Source organism: uncultured Campylobacter sp. (assembly GCF_938041645.1).
Taxonomy (GTDB): Bacteria; Campylobacterota; Campylobacteria; order Campylobacterales; family Campylobacteraceae; genus Campylobacter_B.
The window spans coordinates 37973-62323 of record NZ_CALIST010000037.1; the positions used below are offsets into that span (position 1 = coordinate 37973).

Annotated in this window: 23 protein-coding genes; 19 read left to right on the forward strand and 4 right to left on the reverse strand. The window is 48.2% G+C overall.

All coding sequences use genetic code 11. The features are described 5' to 3' along the window. Position 1: 1 nt before the first annotated feature. From Q0600_RS05810 to Q0600_RS05885, 16 genes are all read left to right on the forward strand, one after another. A complete protein-coding gene (locus tag Q0600_RS05810) occupies positions 2-811 on the forward strand; it encodes a hypothetical protein (RefSeq protein ID WP_298757998.1) in 810 nt (269 codons plus the stop codon). A gap of 182 nt (positions 812-993) precedes the next feature. Next, positions 994-1998, forward strand: a complete 1005-nt coding sequence (locus tag Q0600_RS05815) for a hypothetical protein (RefSeq protein WP_298758001.1) — start codon at positions 994-996, stop codon at positions 1996-1998. 9 nt (positions 1999-2007) lie between these two features. Continuing rightward, positions 2008-2637, forward strand: a complete 630-nt coding sequence (locus Q0600_RS05820) for an NAD(P)H-dependent oxidoreductase (protein WP_298758003.1) — start codon at positions 2008-2010, stop codon at positions 2635-2637. A gap of 198 nt (positions 2638-2835) precedes the next feature. Further along, positions 2836-4209 (forward strand): argininosuccinate lyase, encoded by a 1374-nt coding sequence (gene argH / locus Q0600_RS05825; RefSeq protein WP_298758070.1) that lies wholly within the window; start codon positions 2836-2838, stop codon positions 4207-4209. 50 nt (positions 4210-4259) lie between these two features. After that, complete coding sequence (locus Q0600_RS05830; protein ID WP_297900925.1) at positions 4260-4793, forward strand: hypothetical protein; 534 nt, start codon at positions 4260-4262, stop codon at positions 4791-4793. A gap of 2 nt (positions 4794-4795) precedes the next feature. After that, positions 4796-5227 (forward strand): hypothetical protein, encoded by a 432-nt coding sequence (locus Q0600_RS05835; protein WP_298758005.1) that lies wholly within the window; start codon positions 4796-4798, stop codon positions 5225-5227. A gap of 228 nt (positions 5228-5455) precedes the next feature. After that, positions 5456-6088 carry a uroporphyrinogen-III synthase gene (locus Q0600_RS05840; RefSeq protein WP_298758008.1) on the forward strand — a complete coding sequence of 211 codons (633 nt, stop codon included), beginning with the start codon at positions 5456-5458 and terminating at the stop codon, positions 6086-6088. Positions 6089-6330: 242 nt separating this feature from the next. Further along, the gene (gene purD, locus Q0600_RS05845; RefSeq protein ID WP_298758011.1) at positions 6331-7587 is read left to right on the forward strand and encodes a phosphoribosylamine--glycine ligase; all 1257 of its coding nucleotides are present in this window, start codon (positions 6331-6333) and stop codon (positions 7585-7587) included. Further along, positions 7584-8021, forward strand: a complete 438-nt coding sequence (locus Q0600_RS05850; RefSeq protein WP_297882073.1) for an RDD family protein — start codon at positions 7584-7586, stop codon at positions 8019-8021. The genes purD and Q0600_RS05850 overlap by 4 nt, the downstream gene beginning before the upstream one ends. Next, the gene (locus Q0600_RS05855; RefSeq protein WP_298758014.1) at positions 8008-10266 is read left to right on the forward strand and encodes an LPS-assembly protein LptD; all 2259 of its coding nucleotides are present in this window, start codon (positions 8008-8010) and stop codon (positions 10264-10266) included. Before Q0600_RS05850 ends, Q0600_RS05855 begins: the two co-directional genes overlap by 14 nt. Then, positions 10266-10985 (forward strand): phosphoribosyltransferase family protein, encoded by a 720-nt coding sequence (locus Q0600_RS05860; protein WP_298758017.1) that lies wholly within the window; start codon positions 10266-10268, stop codon positions 10983-10985. The genes Q0600_RS05855 and Q0600_RS05860 overlap by 1 nt, the downstream gene beginning before the upstream one ends. After that, a complete protein-coding gene (locus Q0600_RS05865) occupies positions 10969-13083 on the forward strand; it encodes a polyribonucleotide nucleotidyltransferase (protein WP_298758019.1) in 2115 nt (704 codons plus the stop codon). The genes Q0600_RS05860 and Q0600_RS05865 overlap by 17 nt, the downstream gene beginning before the upstream one ends. A 20-nt stretch (positions 13084-13103) precedes the next feature. Beyond that, positions 13104-13958, forward strand: a complete 855-nt coding sequence (locus Q0600_RS05870) for a universal stress protein (protein WP_298758024.1) — start codon at positions 13104-13106, stop codon at positions 13956-13958. 401 nt (positions 13959-14359) lie between these two features. Next, complete coding sequence (locus tag Q0600_RS05875; RefSeq protein ID WP_298758027.1) at positions 14360-14818, forward strand: hypothetical protein; 459 nt, start codon at positions 14360-14362, stop codon at positions 14816-14818. Between the two features lie 29 nt (positions 14819-14847). Continuing rightward, a complete protein-coding gene (locus Q0600_RS05880; RefSeq protein WP_298758030.1) occupies positions 14848-15312 on the forward strand; it encodes a hypothetical protein in 465 nt (154 codons plus the stop codon). Between the two features lie 29 nt (positions 15313-15341). After that, complete coding sequence (locus Q0600_RS05885) at positions 15342-15791, forward strand: hypothetical protein (RefSeq protein ID WP_298758033.1); 450 nt, start codon at positions 15342-15344, stop codon at positions 15789-15791. A 126-nt stretch (positions 15792-15917) separates the two neighbouring features. Here the strand turns inward: Q0600_RS05885 and Q0600_RS05890 are convergent, their stop codons facing one another. The 4 genes from Q0600_RS05890 to dcd form a co-directional block, all read right to left on the reverse strand. Next, positions 15918-17057, reverse strand: coding sequence for a cation:proton antiporter (locus Q0600_RS05890; protein WP_298758036.1), 1140 nt, complete (start codon positions 17055-17057; stop codon positions 15918-15920). Between the two features lie 126 nt (positions 17058-17183). Beyond that, entirely contained in the window at positions 17184-18359 is a 1176-nt protein-coding gene (locus tag Q0600_RS05895; RefSeq protein WP_298758039.1) for a metallophosphoesterase family protein, read from the reverse strand. Next, positions 18356-20587 (reverse strand): type I DNA topoisomerase, encoded by a 2232-nt coding sequence (topA, locus tag Q0600_RS05900; protein ID WP_298758040.1) that lies wholly within the window; start codon positions 20585-20587, stop codon positions 18356-18358. Before topA ends, Q0600_RS05895 begins: the two co-directional genes overlap by 4 nt. A 3-nt stretch (positions 20588-20590) precedes the next feature. Next, a complete protein-coding gene (gene dcd / locus Q0600_RS05905; protein WP_005871523.1) occupies positions 20591-21154 on the reverse strand; it encodes a dCTP deaminase in 564 nt (187 codons plus the stop codon). Positions 21155-21269: 115 nt separating this feature from the next. On the opposite strand from dcd, the gene Q0600_RS05910 reads away from it, so the two are divergent. The 3 genes from Q0600_RS05910 to Q0600_RS05920 all read left to right on the forward strand — a co-directional run bounded on the left by Q0600_RS05910 (position 21270) and on the right by Q0600_RS05920 (position 24207). After that, positions 21270-22319: a type II asparaginase gene (locus tag Q0600_RS05910; protein ID WP_298758042.1), complete on the forward strand. Its 1050-nt coding sequence runs from the start codon at positions 21270-21272 to the stop codon at positions 22317-22319. A gap of 95 nt (positions 22320-22414) precedes the next feature. Further along, positions 22415-22873 carry an acetyl-CoA carboxylase biotin carboxyl carrier protein gene (gene accB / locus Q0600_RS05915; RefSeq protein WP_298758044.1) on the forward strand — a complete coding sequence of 153 codons (459 nt, stop codon included), beginning with the start codon at positions 22415-22417 and terminating at the stop codon, positions 22871-22873. Then, a complete protein-coding gene (locus Q0600_RS05920) occupies positions 22870-24207 on the forward strand; it encodes an acetyl-CoA carboxylase biotin carboxylase subunit (protein ID WP_298758046.1) in 1338 nt (445 codons plus the stop codon). The genes accB and Q0600_RS05920 overlap by 4 nt, the downstream gene beginning before the upstream one ends. Positions 24208-24351: the final 144 nt, after the last annotated feature.

Here is a 24351-nt window from a genome sequence, read left to right on the forward strand (position 1 = left end):
AATGTTTTTTAAAAAAAAGTCCAAGCGGGGCTTAAAAGGCGGCGCGCAGCGCACCTATACGGGCACGCAAGGCAGATATTCAGACGCAGACTTTGACGAGGACGATTTTTTTGACGATGAAGAATTTTATAGCGATGAAAATTTTGGCGGAGGCTTTAGCGAGGTAGGGGCTGGCTTCCGGAAAAATCGCAACGGAGCTTCGCGCGGTATAGACGAAGCAGGTTCTGCCTCTGAAGCCACAAGCAGCAGCTCTAATTTAAGTGGCAAAAGCTCCGCTGCAAGCGGAAACTACGAAGGCAATATGCAAGCAGACGCGGGCTTTTACAGCGCGGAATTTATTGGGAGCAGCGATTTAAAGAATGCAGAGTTATACGCTAAAGAAAACTGCTTCCCAAACGACGCGGATTTTGCGGCTCAGAGCGTAGACTACGGCTCTCAAGGCACGAGCTTTGCAGCGCAAGACATAAATCCTGCTACGCAAGGATTTTCTTTTGCGCCGCAAAACGCAGATCCTGCCGCAAAAAAAGCTTTAAAAAAGCGTAAAAATTTAAAAGAACGGCTGAATTTTATCAATCCGTTTTCGCCGCTTAAGCAGATTTTTGCAGCTCTTGCGCTGATCGTCTGCGTCGTTTTTGCGGGCATCTTTGTGGGTGACGTGCTGTTTGGCAAACGATCGTTTGAGGTGCTGCGCCAGCTGCAAAAAGAAAAGGCGTTTTTATTCACCGACGTCGAGCGGCTAAAAGAGGAAAACGCCGAACTGCAAAAGCTTTATTTAGAGCGTCGCTCGCTCGATCCGGACCTTAAAAAATGAGAAAAATTTCTTTGCTAATTTTAGGTCTTTGCGCTTTTTTAAACGCTGAGAATTTAAATGGCGCAAATTCAAACGCTACGAAACTCAGCATCGTCGCGGTAAAAGAGCAAAATTCTACCAATTTGGCGATTAAAGGGCCAAGGACAGGTGCACAAAGCCCAAACGCTAAAAAGCAAGCTGTAATGAAACCTGAAACATCTAAAAGCCCTACCGCAGCAATGCAAAAAAGCGCCGCAGAAGCTAATTCCAGTATTAAAGCAAGCGCCGCCAAAAAAGCCGTGAGCGCACAGCTCTCGCAGACCGAAAAAAAAGCTCCTGGCCCCAAAGCGGGCATCGGCGCTCCTTTGCAGGTCATTAAAACGGAGCTGAACTCTTCTGCGCAGCCTTCAGTTGCGATGCTTCCGCCTCCTGATGAGTTACCGATCGTGCCAGAAGTAAGCGAGCCAAATTCTACGATAGCGCAAAATTTCAAAGCGGCACAGAATTCTACAGCTCAAAATTCTACGGTGCAAAACTCCACTATGCAACAAAACGCGCAATCTGCTCCGCAAAATTCCAATCCGGCGCAAAGCTCCGCCGCCGCGTCGCAAAATACTCCCGCGCCTAAAAATTTTACGCAGCAAACCTTTGCGCTTCCCTCCGACGCCCTTACGATCGAAAGCTTAATTGTGCGATATAGGGACGACGACGGGGTCCTGCACGAAAAGATCGTTGATGTCAATCGCTCGATTGATTGGCACGATGACTTCGTGCTAAGCGCTAGCGCCAAACCCGCGCTACATAGGGCACTGGACGTCTCGGTTACTTCGACTGATCCAAATTTACAAAAGCAGGCCTCGCAAAGTGGCATCACGCCTAGCTTCGCGCCGCGCCTGGAGCTACCGTTAGAGACGCTTAAATTTGATGACGGATTGAAATTTGTCATCCGCAAAGACAGCGTGCAACTAATCACCGCAGATGATTTCAAAAGCTCCGATGCAAATGCTTCGGGCACGCTTGAAGCGGAGTTTTGGCGCCAAGAGATCCCACTTAGCGGCGCGAGCTTTGCTGTAAATATCGGCGGTTTTAGCGACATCAACGTCACCAAAGAGGACGGCTACTACCGCATCGGCGTGCGCTCACATGAGGGTAACCTCAGCATCAGACGCAAAGATGGCGGGTATTTGATCTACAAAAATTCTAATTAAGGAGAGGCTATGACGCATTTAGAGATTATGAAATTTCGCCACGCGTGCAAAATTTTTGACGAGAATAAAAAGATCGGTAAAGCCGATTTTGACGCCATTTTGCAGGCAGGCATCTTAGCACCTAGTTCTACGGGGCTAGAGCAATGGAACTTTTTGGTTGTGCAAAACAAGGCGTTGCGCGAGCAGATCCGCGAAAAATCGTGGAATCAGCCGCAGATCACCTCTTGCTCACATCTGGTTGTGATTTTAGCAAAGATCAAGGACATAAAGCTAGGAAGTGATTATATCGAGCGAATGATTACGCGTAAAAAAGATGAAGCGCCCAAATATATCGGCGACAGGCATAAATTTTATCAAGATTTTTTAAGCGGTTATTTTCACAACGACGATGAGGAGCTATTTAATTGGTCGCACGCGCAGTGCATGTTCCCGGCTTTGGCGATGATGAACGAGGCCGCAAGTCGCGGCATCGACAGCTGCCCGATGGAGGGCTTTGATCGCGCAGCGCTCGGAGAGATTTTGAATCTAAAATGGAATGAGCGTCGCGTGGCGCTACTCGTGCCTTTCGGCTACCGCGTAAATCCACAGCCGCAAAAGATCCGCCGCAGCATGGATGACGTAGTAAAGTGGATCGAATAAGCTAGCAAGCGCTTTTGAATCGCTAAACTTGAGGCGCAGTAAATTCCAAAGTCTAGAGTCTAGTGTGCGAAGCGGCAAGCGCGTTTTTAGGAATTTACCGCGCTTTAGCCTTTTTTCTCGCCCCCAAATCTTGTGTGGCGAGATTTAAAATTTTATAAAATCACCGAAAATTTAAACGAAGGAGCGAGCGTGAAAAAAATGTGGGAGGGGCGCTTTAGCGAGGCGAGTTCGGCGCTTTTGGAGGAGTTTAACGCCTCGATCGGCTTTGATAAGGCGCTTTGGCAGGAGGATATCGCAGGCAGCAAGGCGCACGTTCGGATGCTCGGTGCTTGCGGGATCTTAAAGCCTGACGAGAGCGAAAAGATCGCCGCGGGGCTTGACGCCGTGTTTGAAGAGATAAAAAGCGGTAAATTTGAGTTTAAAACCGCCGACGAGGACATCCACATGGCGGTCGAAAAGCGCCTAAGCGAGCTTATCGGAAGCGATCTTGGCGGCAGGCTGCACACCGCGCGCAGCAGAAACGATCAGGTCGCGCTTGATTTTCGCCTCTACGTGCTCAAAAGCGGCGCTCAGGTTGCCGAAAAAACTCGCGAGCTAGTCGCCGCGCTACGAGATATCGCTAGCGAGCATGCGGACACGCTGATGCCCGGCTACACGCACCTTCAGCACGCCCAGCCCGTGAGCCTTGCCTATCATTTGCTAGCTTACGCGTTTATGTTTCGCCGCGACTACGATCGCTTTGCCAGCTCGCGCGAGCGAAACAACCTCTGTCCGCTGGGCTCCGCCGCTCTTGCCGGCACGCCGCACCCTATAAACCGCGAGCTGGTCGCGCAGCAGCTCGGCTTTGCGGGAGTGACGCCAAACGCGATGGATAGCGTCAGCGACCGCGACTTCGCGCTGGAGATTTTGTTTAACGTAAGCGTGCTGATGACGCATGCGTCGCGCTTGTGCGAGGAACTCATCTTGTGGAGCTCTCAGGAGTTCGGCTTTATCACGATCAGCGACGCCTACAGCACGGGCAGCTCGATCATGCCGCAGAAGAAAAACCCCGACGTCGCCGAGCTCATCCGCGGCAAAACGGGGCGCGTAAACGGCAATCTCGTCGCGCTGCTAACGGTGATGAAGGGCTTGCCGCTAGCATACAACAAGGACATGCAGGAGGACAAGGAGGGCGTTTTTGACAGCGTCGCCACCGCGCTTGCGAGCCTTGAAATTTTAAAACAGATGCTAAAAACGGCTAAATTTAACGAGCAAAATATGCTAGCAATGACCAGGTGCGGGCACCTCACGGCAACCGATCTAGCCGACTATCTCGTGCGGGAGAAAAACGTGCCGTTTCGCCAGGCGCATTTCATCACGGGCAAGGCCGTGGCGTATGCGGAAAATTTGGGCCTGGATTTGAGCGAGCTAAATGCGCAGCAGCTTGCAAGCGTGGATGAGAGCTTGGACGCGGGCGCGGTTAAATTTCTTGATCTAAATGCTTCCAAAGAGGCGCGCAAGTCGCAAGGAGGCACGGCGAACGAGAGCGTGGCGGCGCAGATTGAAATTTTAAACGGGTGGCTGAAAATTTGAATTATTTTGCTTAAATATAGCAGTATAAAATTTTTATAAAAAGGTATCTGATGCTTGAGTATCTCAAAGCACATATAATTGCCATTATTATAGGCGTATCTGGTTTTTTATCAGCTATGGTTACTTTATTTGTTAATGTGGGCGACTTAATAAGTATTAAGTGGCTTATTTTGTTTATTTTCATCTTTCTAATCGTAGTCTCAATACTTGTTGGTTACTTGTATAATATGAGGCAGTATGTGACAGATTATAGCTTAATTAAAAAACTTAAACTTAGACCCTTACATAGAGAGGTGGATGGCAACGAGCTATTTTTAAATAAATCATCCATTAAATTAACCTATAATGATATTATAAGGCTTTACTTTATAGATAGTGAAAATATTGAGGTATTTGTCGGTATAGGCATTGTAAAATATGTACAGGGTAATGATAAGACATGCCATATTCAAATTTTGTATCGAATTGATAAACCTCTGCCAAAGCAGTATAATAGTAGTTTGTATTTTAGTTTACAACTCAAAGAAAGTGATATTGAAGAAGTGATATCGAAAAAATTTTTAAACTTACAAGGAGAAAATTAATAATGGAAGCACGAATTGTAAAAATAATAGATAGTCATAGAGTGGCCATAAACAAAGGCGATTTAGATGGTGTTAAAGTTGGAGATATATTTATTATTTTTGAAAAAGATGATGAAATCTTTGATCCTGACACAAACGAGAGCTTGGGAGTTTTGGAAATTCCAAAACTAAAAATGAAAGCTAGTAGTGTTCAAGATAGGTTATCTATACTGGAGAGTAATGAGGTTAAAATAATAAAACCTAGCACTAAAAAAACTATAACAAGAACATCTGATGGAAGAAACGCAAACACGATTGCTTATTGGCAAGATATTTATTTTGGAAAAAAATATCGAACCGAAGAAGAAATAGAAACTTCAGCACCCGAGAACAAGAGAGTTGAGATTCGAGAAAGAGGAATAACTGAAAGAGATTTTGCAAGAAAAATAAATTGATTCGAAATTTTACCATTGTTAGGCAAAATTTTTATTCTATTTTATGAAAAAATAATGAAGTAGAAAATCGGAGAATAATTATAAAAAAGAGGTTGGGAGGTAAAAGAAGCCTTTAATATATGAAACTAAGACATAAAAGCGCAAAAGTATCTTCAACCAAACTCTATAATTAACTTTTTAAAGATGGAAATATACTAGTTGTATAAAATTAAAATTAGAGGTGGCGTTTTGATATATCTGGTGTCTAATACGAGATTTGATCATCCGCAGGTGAGGCAGCTTGCGGTCTGCGAGATAAAATTTCTCAAATTTAGCCTGCCTGCGCAGACGGGCGCGCTAATTTTTACCTCCAAAAATGCGGTGGCGGCGATAAAATTTAATGAAATTTCGGTCGATTTAGATACGCCCGTTTACGCTATCGGCGAGCCGTGTGCGGCGGCTGCGCGCGAGTTTGGATTTCGCGATATTTTTGTGGCGCAACACGGGCACGGAAATGAGTTTGCCGCGGAGATCGCGCCGCTCTTGCAGGGCAGAGACGCGCTGTATCTGCGCGCGCGCGAGACGGTATCGAGGCTGGAGCAAATTCTATCTAGCGCCGGCGTGCGGCTGCAAAGCGTGATCGCCTACGAAAATTGCATCCTTAGCCTCCCCGCCGCCGCAAAGCCGCCGCAAGGCAGTACGCTGATTTTTACCTCGCCTAAAAACGTTCGCGGCTTTACCGCAAATTTCGGCTGGGACGAGGGCTACAAGGCGATCTGTATCGGCAGGACGACGGCGGGCGTTTTGAGCGAGGTTTGCGAGCCGATAATCTGCGAAAGAATGTCGATAAAATCCTGCGTCGATCTGGCGCTTTTGCCATAGTTTAAGCAAATTTTGACTATAATTTTGCCCAAGCCTGGGTGAAGCGAGAGCGTTTTATATGAGGGTTCAACATATTTGTATAAGCGACGACGTGAGAGGTCCGTGTGACGCGGCTCGGCTCGAGCTTTTTTAAAGTTACGGGTTGCGACCTAGAGATTTTTCCTAGTTGCAAGATTGGCTTTGTTTGAGCCGATTCTTTTTACGCAACGCTCACTTGGGTTTTTTACGTTACGGAGGCTTCATTGAATATCCTAATAATCGGCGGCGGCGGTAGAGAATACGCGATCGGGCTAAGACTTCGCGAGGATAAAAACGTTTTAAATCTGTATTTTGCTCCAGGGAACGGCGCTACAAAGGCGCTCGGTAAAAATTTAGATTTAAAAGATTTTTATGAACTCGCGCTCTTTGCGAAAAACAACGAGGTAGCTCTTACCGTCGTGGGCGCCGAAGAGCCGCTTACAAAAGGTATCGTGGATATTTTCAAAGCGCAAGGTCTAGCGATATTCGGTCCTAGCGCCGCTGCGGCGAAGCTAGAGGGCTCTAAGGTCTATATGAAGGACTTTCTGGCGCGAAATCATATTAAAACCGCAAAATTTCTAAGCAGCGACGATCTCTCCGAAATTTCAAAATTTATCGATACCCTAGACGGCCGCGTAGTGGTTAAAGCGGACGGCTTGTGCGCAGGCAAAGGCGTCATCATCGCAAATTCCAAAGATGAAGCTAAAAAAGCCGCTGCAGATATGCTAAGCGGCGAAAGCTTCGGCGAAGCGGGCAAGCGCGTCGTCGTGGAGGAGTTTTTAGAGGGCTTCGAGCTGAGCTTTTTTGCGATCTGCGACGGAGAGAATTTCGTAAGCCTGCCCGTGGCGCAGGATCACAAGAAGCTTCTTGACGGCGATCTGGGTCCGAACACCGGCGGCATGGGAGCTTATGCGCCAAGCCCGCTAGCGGATGCCGCGCTGATAAAAAGAGTGGGGAGCGAGATCGTAGCACCTACGCTAAAAGGGATGCGGCAGCAGGGCGCGCCATTTTGCGGCGTGCTGTTCGTGGGGCTTATGATCGTGGGCGGCGAGCCTTACGTGCTGGAGTACAACGTCCGCTTCGGCGATCCGGAGTGCGAGGTTTTGATGCCGCTAATTGACGGAAATTTGAGCGAAATTTTATACAACGCCGCCGTAGGCAAGCTAAGCAGCATAAGCTTAAAAGAGCGATTTGCGGTGGGCGTCGTGATGGCTAGCGAGCGCTACCCTTACGGCTCTTCACAGCCTGCGTTGATCGAGGTCGGCGAAATTCCCGCGGACGCGCATATCTGCTATGCAGGCGTGAGCGAGCGGGAGGGGCAAATTTACGCTAGCGGCGGACGCGTTTTGGTAGGCGTGGGTGTCGCGCAGAGCCTAAAGCAGGCGCGCGATGCGGCTTACACGCTGTGCGAAAATATAAAATTTAGCGGCGCGCAGTATAGGCGCGATATCGCGCACCAAGCCTTAAGAGATAAAATTTGATCGTCGCTCCGCTTAGCAAGCGCGTAATTGCGTTTAGTATCGACGAAGCGGTGAGCGTAACGCTTTTTGTGGTTGTGCTATTTGCTATCGACGAGCCAGAGCTTGTCGCAGCGGCGCAGAGTGGAAGCAATCTTGAGGTACAAAAGATCGCGTCAAAATTCATTTTGCATTACGCGATAATAAAATTTTTATATCAAGCGATTTTTGTCTATCTATACGGCGCGACGCTAGGCAAGCTTGCGGTTAAAATTTATTGCGTCCGCGCTGACGGCAGCTCTATGGATATCGCTACTGCAGCGATCCGCGCGGCGGTTAGGTTGATAAGCGAGATGATCTTTTATATGGGATTTTTGGTGGCGCTTTTTACGAACTCGCGTCAGAGCCTGCATGATATGGCGGCGAAAACATTGGTGGTAGAGATTGAAAAAGAGTAAAAAATTTAAAATTCTAGCGCTTAGTTTTAGCGCTCTTTTAGCAAGCAGTGCGAGCGCAAAGGTCCAAGACGTCGAGCTTATAGCAGATAATGTCGAGAAAAAGGGCTTTTTGACGGAGGCTAGTGGCAACGTAACGGTGTATTCGCAGGACTACTTTATCACCGCCGATCGCGCTACATACGACGAACAAAACGGCATCATCGAGCTTTTCGGCAACGTCAATGCGATGCGCGGCAGCAGCGAAACTACGCGCGCGCAGCATGTCAAAATCGATCTGAAAAACGATAAGCAGCAAGCCTACGTAAATTTTATGATGGACAAGGACTCTGAGCTTTGGATGCAAAACGACGCCAGTTGCAGCGACAGCGAGTATTACCGCGTGGAGGGCTCCAGCGTATCTAGTTGCAACGTTACCGATCCTGATTGGCGTATCAAATTTAGCAGCGGCATGCTTAATAAAGAGAGCAAATTCCTCCATCTTTTCAATCCGAGATTTTACGTGGGCGACGTGCCGGTGCTCTATCTGCCGTATTTCGGCTTTCCGACTGATCGCACGCGCCGTACGGGCCTACTGCCTCCAGAGGCCGGCTACATCAGCAAGGAGGGGATTTACTACAAGCAACCGATCTATTTTGCGCCTTACGACAGCTGGGATTTTCAGCTCGATCCGCAGGTGCGCAGCAGAAGGGGCTTTGGCGTATACGGGACATTTCGATTTACGGAGTCGCCGTATTCTTACGGCGAGATCAGGGGTGGAGTTTTCGATAACTTCTCGCGAGCGCAAAAGCGCCTCGAATACAAAAACGAGCGTCACCACGGCTTTGAAGTGCAATACGATCGCAGCAAGCTTGCGACCTATCTGCTAGACGGCGATCTGCGCGAAAATTTATGGATCGATTTTACCCAGCTAAACGATCTGGAGTATTACGATCTGAAGGAAAAGGGAGGTCTTGGCAACGATGCGGATAACTCGCTCGTAACTTCACGGCTGAATTATTATTTGACCGGTGACGAGCACTATTTTGGCGCTTACGGACGCTACTATATCGATACAAGCAAGCTAAACGCCGATAATACCTTCCGCAACGAAGATACCGTCCAAGAGCTTCCGACGCTGCAATATCATAAATTTAGTAATGATTTGGGACTGCCAAATTTGATCTATTCGCTTGATGCGAAGGCGCGTAATTATACCAGATGGGAGGGCGCGACTGCTCGCCAATACGAGTTTGACGTGCCGATTAGTATAAGCACGCCACTACTGGCGGATTATTTAAATTTCGCCTTTACCGAGCGAGTGTATATGACTAATATCGATTGGCACGATAAATTCTACTACGCAAACGGAGATCTTGACGAGGATAAAAGCACTTTCTACGCTAATCAATACACCGAGCTTTCGCTCTACACCGACGTAGCCAGGGCTTACGATAGCTTGTATCATACGATGAGCTGGAGAGCGGATTTTAGAATTCCCGGATGGCAGCAAGGCGACATCGAGGATAGAATTTTAAAGTATCATCAGTATAAATACGACCTTGCTCGCGGTGCAGTAGATCGTTCGCGGCTAGGTAACTTGCAAGACTCGCTTTATTGGGAGGATAACTTCTTAAGCGAGCTTAGTGACGAATACACCCACGAAAATGCAGCTTTAAGTATGACGCAGTTTTTCTATAATGAAGACGGACGTAAATTTTTACGCCATAGCGTCAAGCAGCGATATGACTTCGACGATCATGAGTTCGACGATTTAGAACACCGCATCGATGCGTATTTTGCAAATGGGCTAAATATCGGAAATCGCTTTACCTACTCGCATAAATATAAAAGCTTTGATAAGGTCTATACTTACGCCAACTACTCTAACGACGATTTTAGCTTTGGACTTAGTCACGCTTACGAATATGAAAAACTTAGCATGGAGCCCAAACGCTATACGAAAGATAACTACGGCATCGTAAACGCTTCGGTAAATTTGCCTAGGAATAATAAAATTTTCGGTCGTTGGGATTACGATTTGGAGCGATCTTATTCTAAAATGTGGCGCGTGGGACTTTCTCATACGCGCAAATGCTGGAATTACTCTTTTGTGTATCAAGAGGATATCGAGCCTAAAAACACCAGTACGACGGGCTACAGCAAAGCAAGTAAGGAGCGCGGAATTTACTTTCTCGTAAATTTCTATCCATTCGGCGGAGTAGGGTATGATTTTTCAGTAGATAGTGAATACGGAAGCGAAAAATAATGACGCCTAGAGCTGAGCTGATGTTTGAAAACCAAATCGACGCCGCGATGAAACTCGCAGAAATTTTACCCGCTACAGTGATAAAAAATGAAAATTTTCTGATAATCGCTCAGTCTCTGGAGTCGCTTCCTATCGCAAATCATCTTGCTCTAAAGCTGGGGCTTCATTATGAGTTTTTATTCACAGAGCCCGTTTTGGCGCCCAATAATCCGGAATGCGCGATCGCGTGCGTAAGCGAAACCCAAGAGATCGTGATGGTAGATGAGCTCGTGCGAAGCTTCGGCATCAGCCTGGATTATGTTTACGGACAGGCAAACAGACTTTATGAGGAGAAAATTTTAAAAAACATGTATAAATTTCGCAAGGGCGAGCTTTTGGGAAATTTAGAGAAAAAAAACGTCATCTTGGTAGATGAGGGGTGTGAGAGCGGGCTGACCGCACTTACTTGCATAAAGACGCTCGTAAGCTTAAACGCCAAAGCGATCTTTTATGCCACTCCCGTTATCGGCAGCGATAATGCAGACGAGATCGCCATGCTAGTAGATGGAATTTATGCTGTTCATAAGATCAGAGATTTTGTGAATGTGGATTTTTATTACAAAGAAAAAACACTCTCAAGCGCGGAGGAGATAATGCAAATTTTAAACAAATGCCCGCTTTATCTGCCGTTTCACGAGACTAACAAAAACAAGGAGAAAATTAATGCAGTGCAAAATTGAAGTAAATGGCAATACCGAAATTTTCGATATCAATAAGGTCGCAAAGCAAGCCGCGGGCGCGGCGCTTTTGCGCGTAAAAAATACCGTCGTGCTAGCTACCGTAGCGCGCGAAGAGACGCAGGTGCAGGAGGATTTTTTGCCCCTTACTGTGCAATATATCGAAAAGATGTACGCGGCAGGCAGAATCCCGGGAGGCTATATCAAGCGCGAGACCAAGCCGGGCGATTTTGAGACGCTTACCAGCCGCATCATAGACCGCTCGCTGCGCCCGCTCTTTCCAAAGGGATACGCATATCCGACGCAGATCGTAGTTTACGTGCTATCGGCAGATCCGGAGGTTGATTTGCAAGTCGTCGCTCTTAATGCGGCGTCTGCAGCGCTGTATCTTAGCGACATCCCGATTAAGGCGCCCGTTTGCGGCGTGCGCATAGGTTATCAAAACGGAAGCTTCATCTTAAATCCTAGCAACTCCGCGCTTAAAGCTAGCGCGCTCGATCTTTACGTAGCCGGCGTCGGCGATGAGCTTTTGATGATCGAGATGCGCTCCCTGCCGCAGATTAACGGCGGCGCGCAGCAGATGAATGAATTTGGCGAAGATCTGATGGTGGATGCGATCGATTTTGCCGCAAAGGCGATAAGCGCGGGCTCGGGCGCCTACGAAGAGGCTTTTTTGCCGCTTAAAAAGCCCGATGCGAGCCTGGAGTACAAGCCCGAGATTGAGGATGAGGATATCGCGGATTTTATTGACGCGAACTACAAAGACGCCGTTAAAGCGGCGATCAATCAGATGGCAAAGAGCGAGCGCGCTACCGAGCTAAATAAAATCGTGGATCAAATTTTAACTACCGAAGCCGCGGCGCAAAATGAATGGAGCCAAGAGGTGATCTCCAGCGTCATCGGCAAGTATAAGCGCGGCATCATCCGCACGCAGATCATCGAGGATCGCCGCAGAGCCGACGGACGCGCGCTTGATGAGGTGCGCCCGATCAGTATCGAGACAAATATTCTGCCGTGCGCGCATGGAAGCTGCCTATTTACGCGCGGGCAGACGCAGGCTTTGGTCGTCACCACGCTAGGCGGCGATAGCGACGCGCAGCTAAGCGACAGCCTAACGCAGCTCGAGCCGATCGGCGATAGATTTATGTTTAATTACAACTTCCCCGGCTTTTGCGTCGGCGAAGCAAGCCCGCTCAAAAGCCCGGGCAGACGCGAGCTGGGACATGGAAATTTAGCCAAAAGAGCGCTGTATCCGAGCATCGATCTAAACTCGCCGCAGTCCATCCGCGTGGTGAGCGAAATTTTAGAGAGCAACGGCTCAAGCTCGATGGCTTCGGTCTGCGGCGGCGCGCTATCGCTTCGGGCAGCAGGCGTACCTACGCTAAAGCTCGTTGCGGGCGTTGCGATGGGCTTGATTTTTGAGGGCGAAAAACACGCCGTGCTAACCGACATAATGGGGCTTGAGGATCACGACGGCGATATGGATTTTAAGGTCGCGGGCACCTATGAGGGCATCACCGCGCTTCAGATGGATATCAAGCTCGGCGGCATCAGCCTGGAGGTTTTAAAAGAGGCTCTCGCGCAGGCAAAGCAGGCTCGTGCGCATATTTTGGGCCTTATGGAGCAGGCGGATACGGCGATCGTTATAAACGAGGACGTGCTTCCGAAGCTTGAAATTTTTAGCGTCGAGGCGAGCAAAATCCCAGACATCATCGGTCAGGGCGGCAAGGTCATCAAAGAGATCACCGAAAGCTTCGGCGTAAATATCGATCTGGATCGAGAAAAGGGTGAGGTCAAGATTCAAGGCGCCAAAGCTAGCGGCGTATCGGGCGCGAAAGAGAAAATTTTATCGATAGTTTCAAATTCTCGCGATTTTCGTAAGCCGCGCGGTGAACGCAAAGAGGTAAAATTTCAGATCGGCGAGGAGTTTGACGGCGTGGTGCAAAGCGTGCTGGATTTCGGCACCTTTATCTCGCTACGAGACGGCGTGGACGGATTGCTGCGCGCTAAATTTATCACGACGCCTTACAAGGCGGGCGACGTGGTGCGAGTGCGCGTGACCGATCAGAAAGGCACTAAAATTTCACTGGAATTAGCTTAAAATTTTAATAGGAGTATGAGATGCAGCTTAAAAAGATTTTTTTCCCTATCGGCGGCGGCGAGGAGCTAGCCGAGCGCATACACGGAGCGCTACTCGTGAATAAATTTTTCGGTACACACATAAACATAATGGCGTGCCAGCTCGATCCTAAGATGATTTACAACGTCCGCATGACGCTAAAAGGCGGCGTGTTGATGGAGGAATTTTTAAAATCCGCGGGCGATGAGATGAGGGCCGAGCGCGAGGTGATCAAAGCTATCTTCGACACTGAATGCGCCAAGCTAGGCCTAGATCAAAGCGACGACGATCACGTCCCAAATAGCGCCGCTTTGAGGCATATGGTGGGCATCCGTTCCGAGCTGGTCGAGAAATACTCCAAATATTGCGATTTGGTGTTAGTCTCGGTGCCGCCTACGGGCTCTATCACGGGCACGTTCGAGGCGGCGGTCACCAAAAGCGGCAAGCCTTGCATCGTCATACCGCGCAAGCTGAAGGAGTTTAGGGCGGATAAAATTTTGGTCTCGCTTACCGGTACTGCGGCGTCTGCGCGAGCGCTCGATAATTGGCTGGAGCTTTTACAGCGCGCCAAATCTATCACCGTCATTACCGCAAACCACTATCTTCAAGACGACGTTTCCGAAACGAAGCGCCGCATAAGCGATTATCTGGCTCTGCACGGCATTAAAATCAACGTTTTCGAGGCACTGAATGTCGAGGGTAAGATCCCGGGGCAGGTGCTGCTAGAGTACGCCGATGCCGGCGATTTTGACCTCATCGTCGCGGGCTTGCACTCAGACAGCGGCATAAAGGAGATCTTTTTAGGCGGCGCGTCGAAATACTTCCTGCAAAAGACCAAAATTCCGGTCTTAATGTAGCTTAAAGCTTAGGCGCCGCGTCGCGGCATATCGCTCGCATCGCGTCTAGGCTTAAGTCGGCTTTTAAGCGCCGCAAGCTAAAGCTTAAATTTTAATCGGCTCGCTTTGGCTTTGTTAGCTCGCCCACAAATCGTGCAGTTATGCTTCTTGCAGATGGGTTGCGATTAATTTTATCGCTAGCTTTGCTAACGAAGCCGCATTTGCTTTGCCGCGGCTAGCGAAAGCAAATATATCCGCGGCGAGCAGAGTTAGCGGTCGCGGCAATCTCGCCGGTCTATCTTTAAGCGCGGCGAGTTTGGAATTTCCACGCTTACCATTTTCGATTGCGTCGCAAAATTTTGCATAAATTTGCACTTGAAATTTTCGCTTGCACGCTAAATTTTAAATTCCAAGGAGTGTAGATGGCTTTTGAAAATGCAACCATCACCAAAGAGGATGATGAGAAGTATGGATTGAGTAAAATTTACTACAAATATAATCCGAAACGCGAAGTTTTTATCAATAAACAAGATTGGGTGATAAACAGAGAGCTTGATTGTTGGCTATGGGATATCTTTTATTTCCTCGATCCCGAATATGAACATGGAACTCTTGTTAAAGCTATTTGGATTTTATATTATAAAGGTGAAATTATTGAAGTTGTCCTTGATTATGACATCAATAGGGCGCTAAGACCTAAGCAATTTCATAGAATTTGGCAGCTACTTGATCTAAATCCAAAACAAACTAAATTGATTTCAAGGGATGAAATAATTATACTTCTAGATAATGCTTTGCAAACATATGGATATGATGGCATATGGGAGCAAATCCCAAACTACACCATGGAGCTCCAAGACCTAACCGATCGTAAAATCTAGAATTATTAAAATTTCTTGAGGAGGAGAGAATGGTATTTGAAAATGCAATCATCACAAAAGAGGATGATGAGAAGTATGGATTGAGTGAAATATTTTATAAATATAATCCGCCGTATAAAGAATTTATTAATAAACGAAAATGGACTATTGACAAAAGTAGAAATTGTTGGATGTGGTGTCTTCATAACTTTCCTAGTAATGAGTTTGATCATGCTCTTAGTACAGAGACTATTTGGATTCTATATTATAATAATGAATTACTAGAGTTGATTATGGATTATGAAATTATTAAAAACAGAACTTTAAAACCAGAAAAATTTCATAGAATCTGGAAACTCCTAGATTTAAAACCAAATCATACGCAAAGTCTTAATAAGCAAGATATTTTGCATTTACTAAAAGAAATTTTAGAGGTATATAGAGATCGTGATTTGTTCGGAGAGGAGCCGAATTATACTATGGAGCTACAAGACCTAACCGATCGTAAAATCTAAAATTATTAAAATTTCTTGAGGAGGAGAGAGTGGCGTTTGAAAATGCAACCATCACTAAAGAGGATGATAAAAAGTATGGATTGAGTGAAATTTACTACAAATATAATCCATACTATGAGACTTTTATTAACGAGCTTGATTGGACTATTGATCGAAATGCGGATTGTTGGCTAATGCCAGTATATAGTTTTCCCGATCCAGACTATGATCATGCAAGCCTTGCTAAAGGCATTTGGATTTTATATCATAAAGGTGAAGTTGTTGAGGTCACATTGGATTATATATTCGATGAAGGCAAAAAGCTTCATAGAATTTGGCAACTTTTGGAACTAAATCCAAAAAGCACAAATGCTCTTTTCGAAAAGGATATAGTAGCTTTGCTATTTAAAATTTTGAAAGCTTATGGCTATGCCGGAACATGGCAAAAAGAAAACTACACCATGGAACTCCAAGACCTAACCGATCGCGGCGCAAAATAGGGCTTTAAATTTAACTCCATCTTAGTCCCGTATCAAATCAAATTTTATAGAATTCTAAAATTTCGCGAAATTTTGAAATTCTAAAATTCCAAAATCCTATAATTTCAAAATTTTAAAATTCCCGCCCTAAAATTTCTTGTAAATAAAATTTATCAAAATCATCGACGCAAGCGCCTCTATGAGCGAGGCGATGATCATCGCGAAGTATATCTCTTGCGAGATCGCGGCGGTGGAGTAAAAAAGCGTCGCCGTGGCGATCACTAGCGTCAGAGGCATAGAAAGCGATAGTGCGAAAAGCGCCGCGCCTTTGCGCCCTAGGGTGCTTAAAAACGTAGCGCTCGCAAGCAGCCTGATGCCAAACATCAGCGCCGCTAGGCTTACGGCAAAGCTCATCACTCCGGGCATAAGAAGCGCTTCTAGCTTGATCACGGCTCCGGTGTGTATGAAAAATATCGGCACCAAAAAGCCGAAGCCGAACGACGATAGCTTCTCGATGAGGTCGTCCTTGTGCGAGAAAAAGGTCGGCAGGAAGGTGCCTGCGATGAAGGCGCCGATGACGACCTCAAGCCTCAAAAGCATCACCCCCGCGCAGATGAGGCAAAACAGCGCCATCGCAAATCGCACGTCCTTTTCGTTTTTGTCGTATTTGGGCATGATGACCGTTTTTAGCGCGGGAAACCACCAAAATAAAATTTCAAGTCCTTTAAAAACCGCTAGAGCGGCCGCCGAAAAGCCCAAAAGCGCGCCGATATGAAGCGCCATCTCGACGCCGAAGCCGTTTTTAAGGTAGATGCCGCCCACTGTGAGGACGGCGATGCTGATGAGTTCGCCGATCACGCCCGCGGGCATCGCGAGATTGAGCCACGCCTGATCCTTGCCGTATTCCTTATACAGCGCCGAAAGCAGCCCGACGCTCATCAGAGGCGCTGCGATGATAAGCATCTGCGGCAGTTCAAACACCCAAACCGCAAGCGCGCTTAGGATATAAAGCAGCGCCAAAAAGATTAGGATTAGCCGCAGAATTTTACGCGGCATCGCAAGCAGCGCGCGAAAATCCACCTCGCAGCCCGTCAAAAACATAAGGTAACAAAAGCCGATCTGCGCGGCTAGATCGAAGGTTGCGCTTGGCGGCAAAAGCCCTAAATTTGCGGCTATGATGCCAAGCATGATCTCCATAGGCGAGAGCGGAATTCTAGCTAAGCTAGCCAAAAAGGGCGAAGCAAAGATCAAAAACGATAGCGCGATTAGGACGTAAATTTCATTCATACGCTTTGGCCTCGCACCCTTTTATATTTTTCCCACGCTGTTTTAGAATTTTTTCGTATCTTTCTAGCATTTTCTCTGGTTGCTCAGGGGCTTTTCGTATCATTTCAAGACTTCCTTTCATTCGCTTTATAGTTCTTTGCGCTGCGAACGGAGACGAGATGCACGCAATTTTTGCTCTTGTGCCACGACGTAAGCAAACTCGAAAAGCCGCTTTTTGCGCCCGCAAATCTCGCCCGGATTTAGCACGAGCGCGCCGTTTTTATCCATCGCTGCGGCGAAAAAATGGGTGTGGCCGTAAATTTTGATAGTTGAAATTCTATCCGCGCCTCGCCCGCACAGGCCCCGATTTTTACTTTCGCCGCTTGTATTGGGGCTCAAACTCGCGGTCAAATTTGAGTTTAAGTTTGGTGCGACTAAATTTACGCATGAGTTTGGCGTGGCTAAATTTGCGCTTAAGCTCGGCGCCGTTAAATTTACTGCGCGATTGGCACTTGAGCTTGCTTTAGAATTCATATCTGGGCTCATATCAGCGGCTAAATTTGCGCTTGCATTTGAGTTTAAATTTGCGTTCGAGCCCGAAGCAAGGTCCGCGCCTAAGTCTAAATTTACGTTTGAGTTCGCGCCTGCATTCAAGCTCAAGCTCGCATTTAAACCCGCGGATTGCCCACTTTTTAAATTTACGCTCGCTTTATGCGCGTTTTTGAAATTTTCGTCTGCACGGCGCGCGCCGTTTAAAATTTTATCTGCACTCGCAGCATTAAAATTTGAGTTTAAATTTACCGAGCGACCCGCCGCTTTAGAATTTGCGACTAAAATTCCCCTGCGATCTATCTCGCAGCCTGAGCCTAAATTCAGGTCACCGCTCGCTTCGTCGCTAAAGCTAGAATTTTTGGCTAGGTCCGCGCCGTAATCCTTGCGAAAATTTACCGCGCGATCTGCGCCTGTACCCAAATCCAAATCCGCGCCTAAATTTAGTCCGTCTGCTTCGTTTTGCGCCGCGGGCTCCTCGTCAAAGAGATAAAACGGATGGTGCATTATTTTTAGTCGCAGCCCTGCAAACTCCGTGCAAAAGGGCTCGTCGTATAGGTTGAAGTCGTTTTTTAGCTCAGCAAGCGCTTCGTCGTTGTTCCCTAAAACCGCAAAGTAGGGCTTGCCGCTTTGTCGCAAAAGCCTCAGCGTCTCGCTCTCGACGATGTCGCCTGCGTGCACGAGCAGATCGGCTCCGCGCGCGAGCAGCCATTCTATGGCGCTTGCAGCGACCTTTGTTTCGCGATGAGAGTCCGAGATGACGCCTATTATCAATCGATCTCTTCTTTAAGCTTGCACTGCGGACACTCGGCGAAGTTGCCTTTTTTCAGCTCTTTGCGGAGCATGTATGAGTTACCGCACTGCGGGCATGCGCGCGCGATCGGCGCGTAGTTGCTCACAAAGCCGCATTTAGGGTAGTTCGTGCAGCCGTAGAATTTGCCGCGTCTGGAGAAACGCTCGACGATCTCGCCCGTGCCGCAGCTCGGGCACTTGATGCCCGTGGAGACGAGCGGTTTTTTCTCCTTTGCCGCGCCCTCGATTTTGCGCGAGTATTTGCACTTCGGATAGCCCTCGCAAGCGATAAACTCGCCGTATCTGCCCTTACGCTTGATCAAATTTTTACCGCACTGTGGGCATTTCTCATCTAGCACTTCGGGCGCCGCCTTCTCCTCGCTCGCCCCCTCGGCGCTGGCGTCCGCGTTGCGCGAGTATTTGCACTTCGGATAGTTCGAGCAGGCGATGAACTCGCCAAATCTGCCCTGGCGCCTAAGTAGCTCGCCGCCGCAGTTCGGGCATGCTTCGCCGATCTTTTCGGCTAGCTTTTGGCTTGCGATCGAGGTTTTTCCTTTGGCGATCTCGTCCATAAAAGGGTAGTAGAAATCCGCTAAAATTTGCTGCCAGTCCGCTTTGTTTTCGGCGATGTCGTCGAGCTTCTCCTCCATTTTGGAGGTAAACTCGCTATCGACGATATTTTTAAAATTTTGCTCCAGCATCTCGGTGATCTTAAAGGCGATCTCGCTCGGCACCAGATGCTTTTGCTCAATATTTACGTAGTTGCGCGCCGTAAGCAGCGAGATGGTAGGCGCATAGGTCGAGGGCCTGCCAATGCCGAGGCTTTCGAGCTTTTTGATGAGGCTCGCTTCCGAATAGCGCGCCGGCGGCTCGGTGAAATGCTGCTGCGAGCTTAGACTTTGCAGGCTCATCGCGTCGCCCGCGCTAAGGCTCGGTAAAATTTTATCCTTATCCAGATCGCCGTAAGCCTTGTAAAATCCGTCAAATTCCACCTTGCGCCCGCTGATCTTAAACGCGCCCGCTTCGCCGCGCACGATGATCGTTTGGATCTGCGAGACGCTAGGGCTCATCTGCGAGGCTATGAAGCGGTTATAGATGAGCGCGTAAAGGCGGTATTCGTCGCGAGGCAGGATTTTTTGCGCGAGCTCGGGGGTAAGCTTTAGATCGGTAGGCCTTATCGCTTCGTGCGCTTCCTGCGCGCCTTTGCTTTTGGTAGCGTATAAATTCGCGCTTTTGGGCAGATATTTTTCGCCGAAGCGCTCGCCGATTAGCTCGCGAGCCGCCGCGATCGCTTCTTTGGCGATATTTAGCGAGTCGGTTCGCATATAGGTGATCGCGCCGCCGTTTTTGGTATTGACGCCTTCGTAAAGGCTCTGCGCGAGACTCATCGTCTTGCGCGGATTAAAGCCCAAAGCCGTGCTCGCCGCCTGTTGTAGCGTCGAGGTCATAAACGGCGGGTAGGGGTTCGTTTTGCGCGATTTGCTCTCGATACTATCTACGCTAAATCTGTCTTTTTGCAGCGTCAGGACGATCTCGCTAGCCTGCGCCGCGTTTTTGACCGAGAGTTTTTCCATCTTCTCGCCGCGAAATTCTACGAGCTCGGCCTCCAAGTCCTTCTTAAAAACCGCGTCGATGCTATGGAATTCTACCGGCTTGAAATTTAAAATTTCGCGCTCGCGATCGACGACGATCTTAAGCGCGGCGCTTTGGACGCGACCCGCGCTTAGACCGCGCTGGATCTTTAAATTTAAAAGCGGGCTTAGTTTGTAGCCCACGATGCGATCGAGCAGGCGGCGCGCTTGTTGGGCGTTTACGCTTGCGATATTCAGCTTGCGCGGCGAGCTTAGCGCGTTTGAGATTGCGCTTTTGGTGATCTCATGAAACACGATGCGCGGTAGCTCCTGCGCCTGCTTGCCGATCGAAGCGGCGATATGATAGGCGATCGCCTCGCCCTCGCGGTCCTCATCCGTCGCGAGGTAAATTTGATCCGCCTTTTTAGCGAGCGTCTTTATCTGCTTTACGATCTGATCGTGATCGGCGCTGATTTCGTATTCGGGCTCGAAGCTTTTATCTTTGATTTTAATGCCGAATTTTTTTTGCGGTAGATCGCGGATGTGCCCCTTGGAAGCGACGACGTCGTAGTCATCGCCTAAAAATTTTTTGATCGTTTTGGCTTTTGCCGGGGATTCTACGATGATTAAATTTTTCATTGCTTAATCCTTTAGAATTCTAGGCAGCGTGATGCCCTTTTGGCTTTGGTATTTGCCCTTTTTATCGCAGTAGCTCACCTCACATGGCTCATCTCCTTGCAGAAATAAAACCTGCGCGATGCCTTCGTTCGCGTAAATTTTTGCAGGCAGCGGCGTGGTGTTGGAAATTTCAATCGTGATATGCCCCTCAAAGCCCGGCTCAAAGGGCGTTACGTTTACGATGATGCCGCAGCGCGCGTAGGTGCTTTTACCGAGGCAGATCGCAAGCACGTCGCGAGGCATTTTGAAGTATTCGATAGTGCGAGCTAGAGCGAAGGAATTCGGCGGCACGATGCAGACGTCGCCCTCAAAATCCACGACGTTTTTTGCGTCGAAATTTTTAGGATCGACGACCGTTCCGCCGACGTTTGTAAAAATTTTAAACTCTCTTGCGACCCTGATGTCGTATCCGTAGCTCGAAAGTCCGTAGCTAACGACGCCGCGGCCGATATTTTCCTCGCAAAAGGGCGCTATCATATCGTGCTGCTGCGACATCTGTCTGATCCATTTATCGCTTTTCAGTCCCATAAAATTTCCTTAAAATAATCAAAATTTTTCGCGCATTATAGCAGCAAAACATAATATTTAACAAATTTTGTGCTAGAATGAGCCCCAGTTTAGTTTGTTTTGCAAGGGAGAAATTATGAATCTTTTTAGTAAATTTACGCTGGCGGCGCTTTTTATCGCATCTTCTTTAGCGGCGGCAAAACCCAATATCTATATCTTGGCTACCGGCGGCACGATTGCGGGAAGCGGGCAGAGCGAGCTTAGCGGCGATTATAAGTCGGGGGCGAAGAGCGTGGACGAGCTTTTGGCGGCGGTGCCGCAGATAAACGATATCGCCACGATCAAGGGCGAGCAAATTTCAAATATCGGCTCGCAGGAGATGAATGATGAAATTTGGCTCAAGCTCGCAAACCGTGTGAGCGAGCTGCTTACTAAAAACGACGTCGACGGCGTCGTCATAATGTACGGAACCGATACGATGGAGGAAACGGCATATTTTTTAAGCCTAGTCATAAAATCCAAAAAACCGATTGTTTTCGTGGGCTCAATGAGATCCTCTACATCGATTAGCGCGGACGGCCCCTTGAATATCTATAACGCCGTAAGCGTCGCGGCAGATAAAAACGCTCGCGAAAAGGGCGCTCTTGTAGTGATGAACGACGAGATCCACGCCGCGCGCGAGGTTACGAAAACAAATACGACCAATGTCGCCGCCTTTACTTCGCCGAATTCCGGCAAGATCGGCACCGTGAATTACGGAGTCGTAAATTTCTATATGGCGCCGCTTCGCAAACATACGATAAGCAGCGATTTTAATATCAAAGATATCAAGGCGCTTCCGCGCGTGGATATTATCTACGCGCATCCGCAGGACGTGGGCGATTTCGTAGAGACTGCCGTACAAAAGGGCGCTAAAGGTATCGTGGTTGCCGGCATGGGAAATGGAAATTTATACCCCGATACGGAGGCTGCGCTTGCAAAAGCTAGCGAAGCGGGCGTGATCGTCGTGCGCTCAAGCCGCACGGGCAGCGGTTCAACTAGCGTAGGCTCAGAGGTGGACGATGCTAAGCTCGGCTTTTTAACCGCCGATAATCTAAATCCGCAAAAGGCGCGCGTGCTGCTAATACTAGCTCTTAGCAAGTCTAGCGACAAAGCCAAGATCAAAGAATTCTTCGCTACCCATTAAATTTAAAGGCGCCGCGAGCGCCTTTAAAAATTCGTTTAAAGAAACAATTATAAAAGTTTAGCTAAAATTTCGCAAAATTTTTTAGGAGAAATTTTATGACAAAAGCAGAAATCAAAGAGTTAATGGACTTTTTCGGCGAGAAACAAGGCATTAACGAGCTAAAAATTAAAGATAAAGATTTTGAGATCGAGATAAAAAAATACGGCGCGAACGCTCCTACGGCCGCGCAAGCCCAGGCTGCGATGCCTGCGCCTCAGATGACGATCGTCGCGCCGAGCGTTGCGCATAGCGAAAAGCCCGTAAGCAAAGGCTCTATGGATACGATCGACAGCCCGATGGTAGGTACTTTTTATAAAGCGCCGAGCCCTGGTGCGGCAGAGTTCGTAAGCGTAGGTCAGGTCGTGCATAAGGGCGATACGATAGGTATAATCGAAGCGATGAAGATTATGAACGAGATCGAAGCGGAATTCGACTGTCGCATCAAAAAAGCTCTCGTCGAAGATGGACAGCCCGTCGAGTACGCTATGGCGCTGTTTGAGGTCGAGAAGCTATGAGGGAGCTTAAAAAAATTCTAATCGCAAATCGCGGCGAGATCGCTCTGCGCGCACTTCGCACGATCCAGGAGATGGGCAAGCAAGCTATCGTCGTGCACTCCACCGCCGATCAGGACGCGCTTTACGTGAAATACGCCGACGCGTCGGTCTGTATAGGCGGACCGCGCAGTAGCGATAGTTACTTAAATATCCCCGCGATCATCACAGCCTGCGAGCTAACCGAAGCTGACGCGATATTTCCGGGATACGGCTTTTTGAGCGAAAGTCAAAATTTCGTAGAAATTTGCGCTAAGCACGGCATTAAATTTATCGGCCCGAGCGTCGAGGCAATGACTTTAATGAGCGATAAGAGCAAGGCTAAGCAAGTGATGATGCGCGCGGGCATTCCTGTAGTGCCTGGCAGCGACGGCGCGATCGCAAGCGTCGAAGAGGCACGCAAGCTAGCCGCCGAAATCGGCTATCCGGTCATCATTAAAGCCGCAGCCGGTGGCGGTGGGCGCGGAATGCGCGTGGTCGAGCGCGAAGAGGATATAGAAAAGCTCTTTTGGTCGGCAGAGAGCGAAGCGATGAGCGCGTTCGGCGACGGCACGATGTATATGGAAAAATATATCACAAACCCGCGCCACATCGAGGTTCAGGTCTTAGGCGACGAGCACGGACATGTCGTGCATATCGGCGAGCGCGACTGCTCGATGCAGCGCCGCCATCAAAAGCTAATCGAAGAGAGCCCGGCCGTAATCTTAGATGAGCCGACGCGAAAAAGCCTGCACGAAACGGCGGTTCGCGCCGCTAAAGCGATCGGATACGCAAGTGCGGGAACGTTTGAGTTTTTATACGATAGCAAGGACAAGAAATTCTATTTCATCGAGATGAATACCCGCTTGCAGGTCGAACACACCGTAAGTGAGATGCGAAGCGGGCTCGATCTGATCGAGTGGATGATCCGCATCGCACAGGGCGAGAAGCTGTTGCCTCAAAGCGAGATAAAATTTAGCGGGCATGCGCTTGAGTGCCGCATCACCGCCGAGGACTCCAAAAGCTTTATGCCAAACCCGGGCAAAATCACAAAATACGTTGCTCCGGGCGGCAGAAACGTCCGTATGGATAGCCACGTCTATGAGGGCTACTCGGTGCCGCCTTACTACGACAGCATGATCGGCAAGCTCATTGTCTACGACAAGGATCGCACGCGCGCGATCGCGAAGATGAAGGTCGCGCTAGACGAGCTCATCATCGGCGGCATAAAATCGACGCGCGATTTTCATCTTAGGATGATGAATAACCCCGATTTCGTGGATAATAACTACGACACAAATTACCTAGCCAAGCATTAAATTTAAAATTCCAAGGGATGATACTCTTGGAATTTTAAAATTTATTTGAAATTCTGCATTTAAAATTCCGCTTGAAATTTTACATTTAAAAATCTACTTGAAATTTTGCTTTAAAATCCCGTCGCTCCATGCTTTAAATTTTGC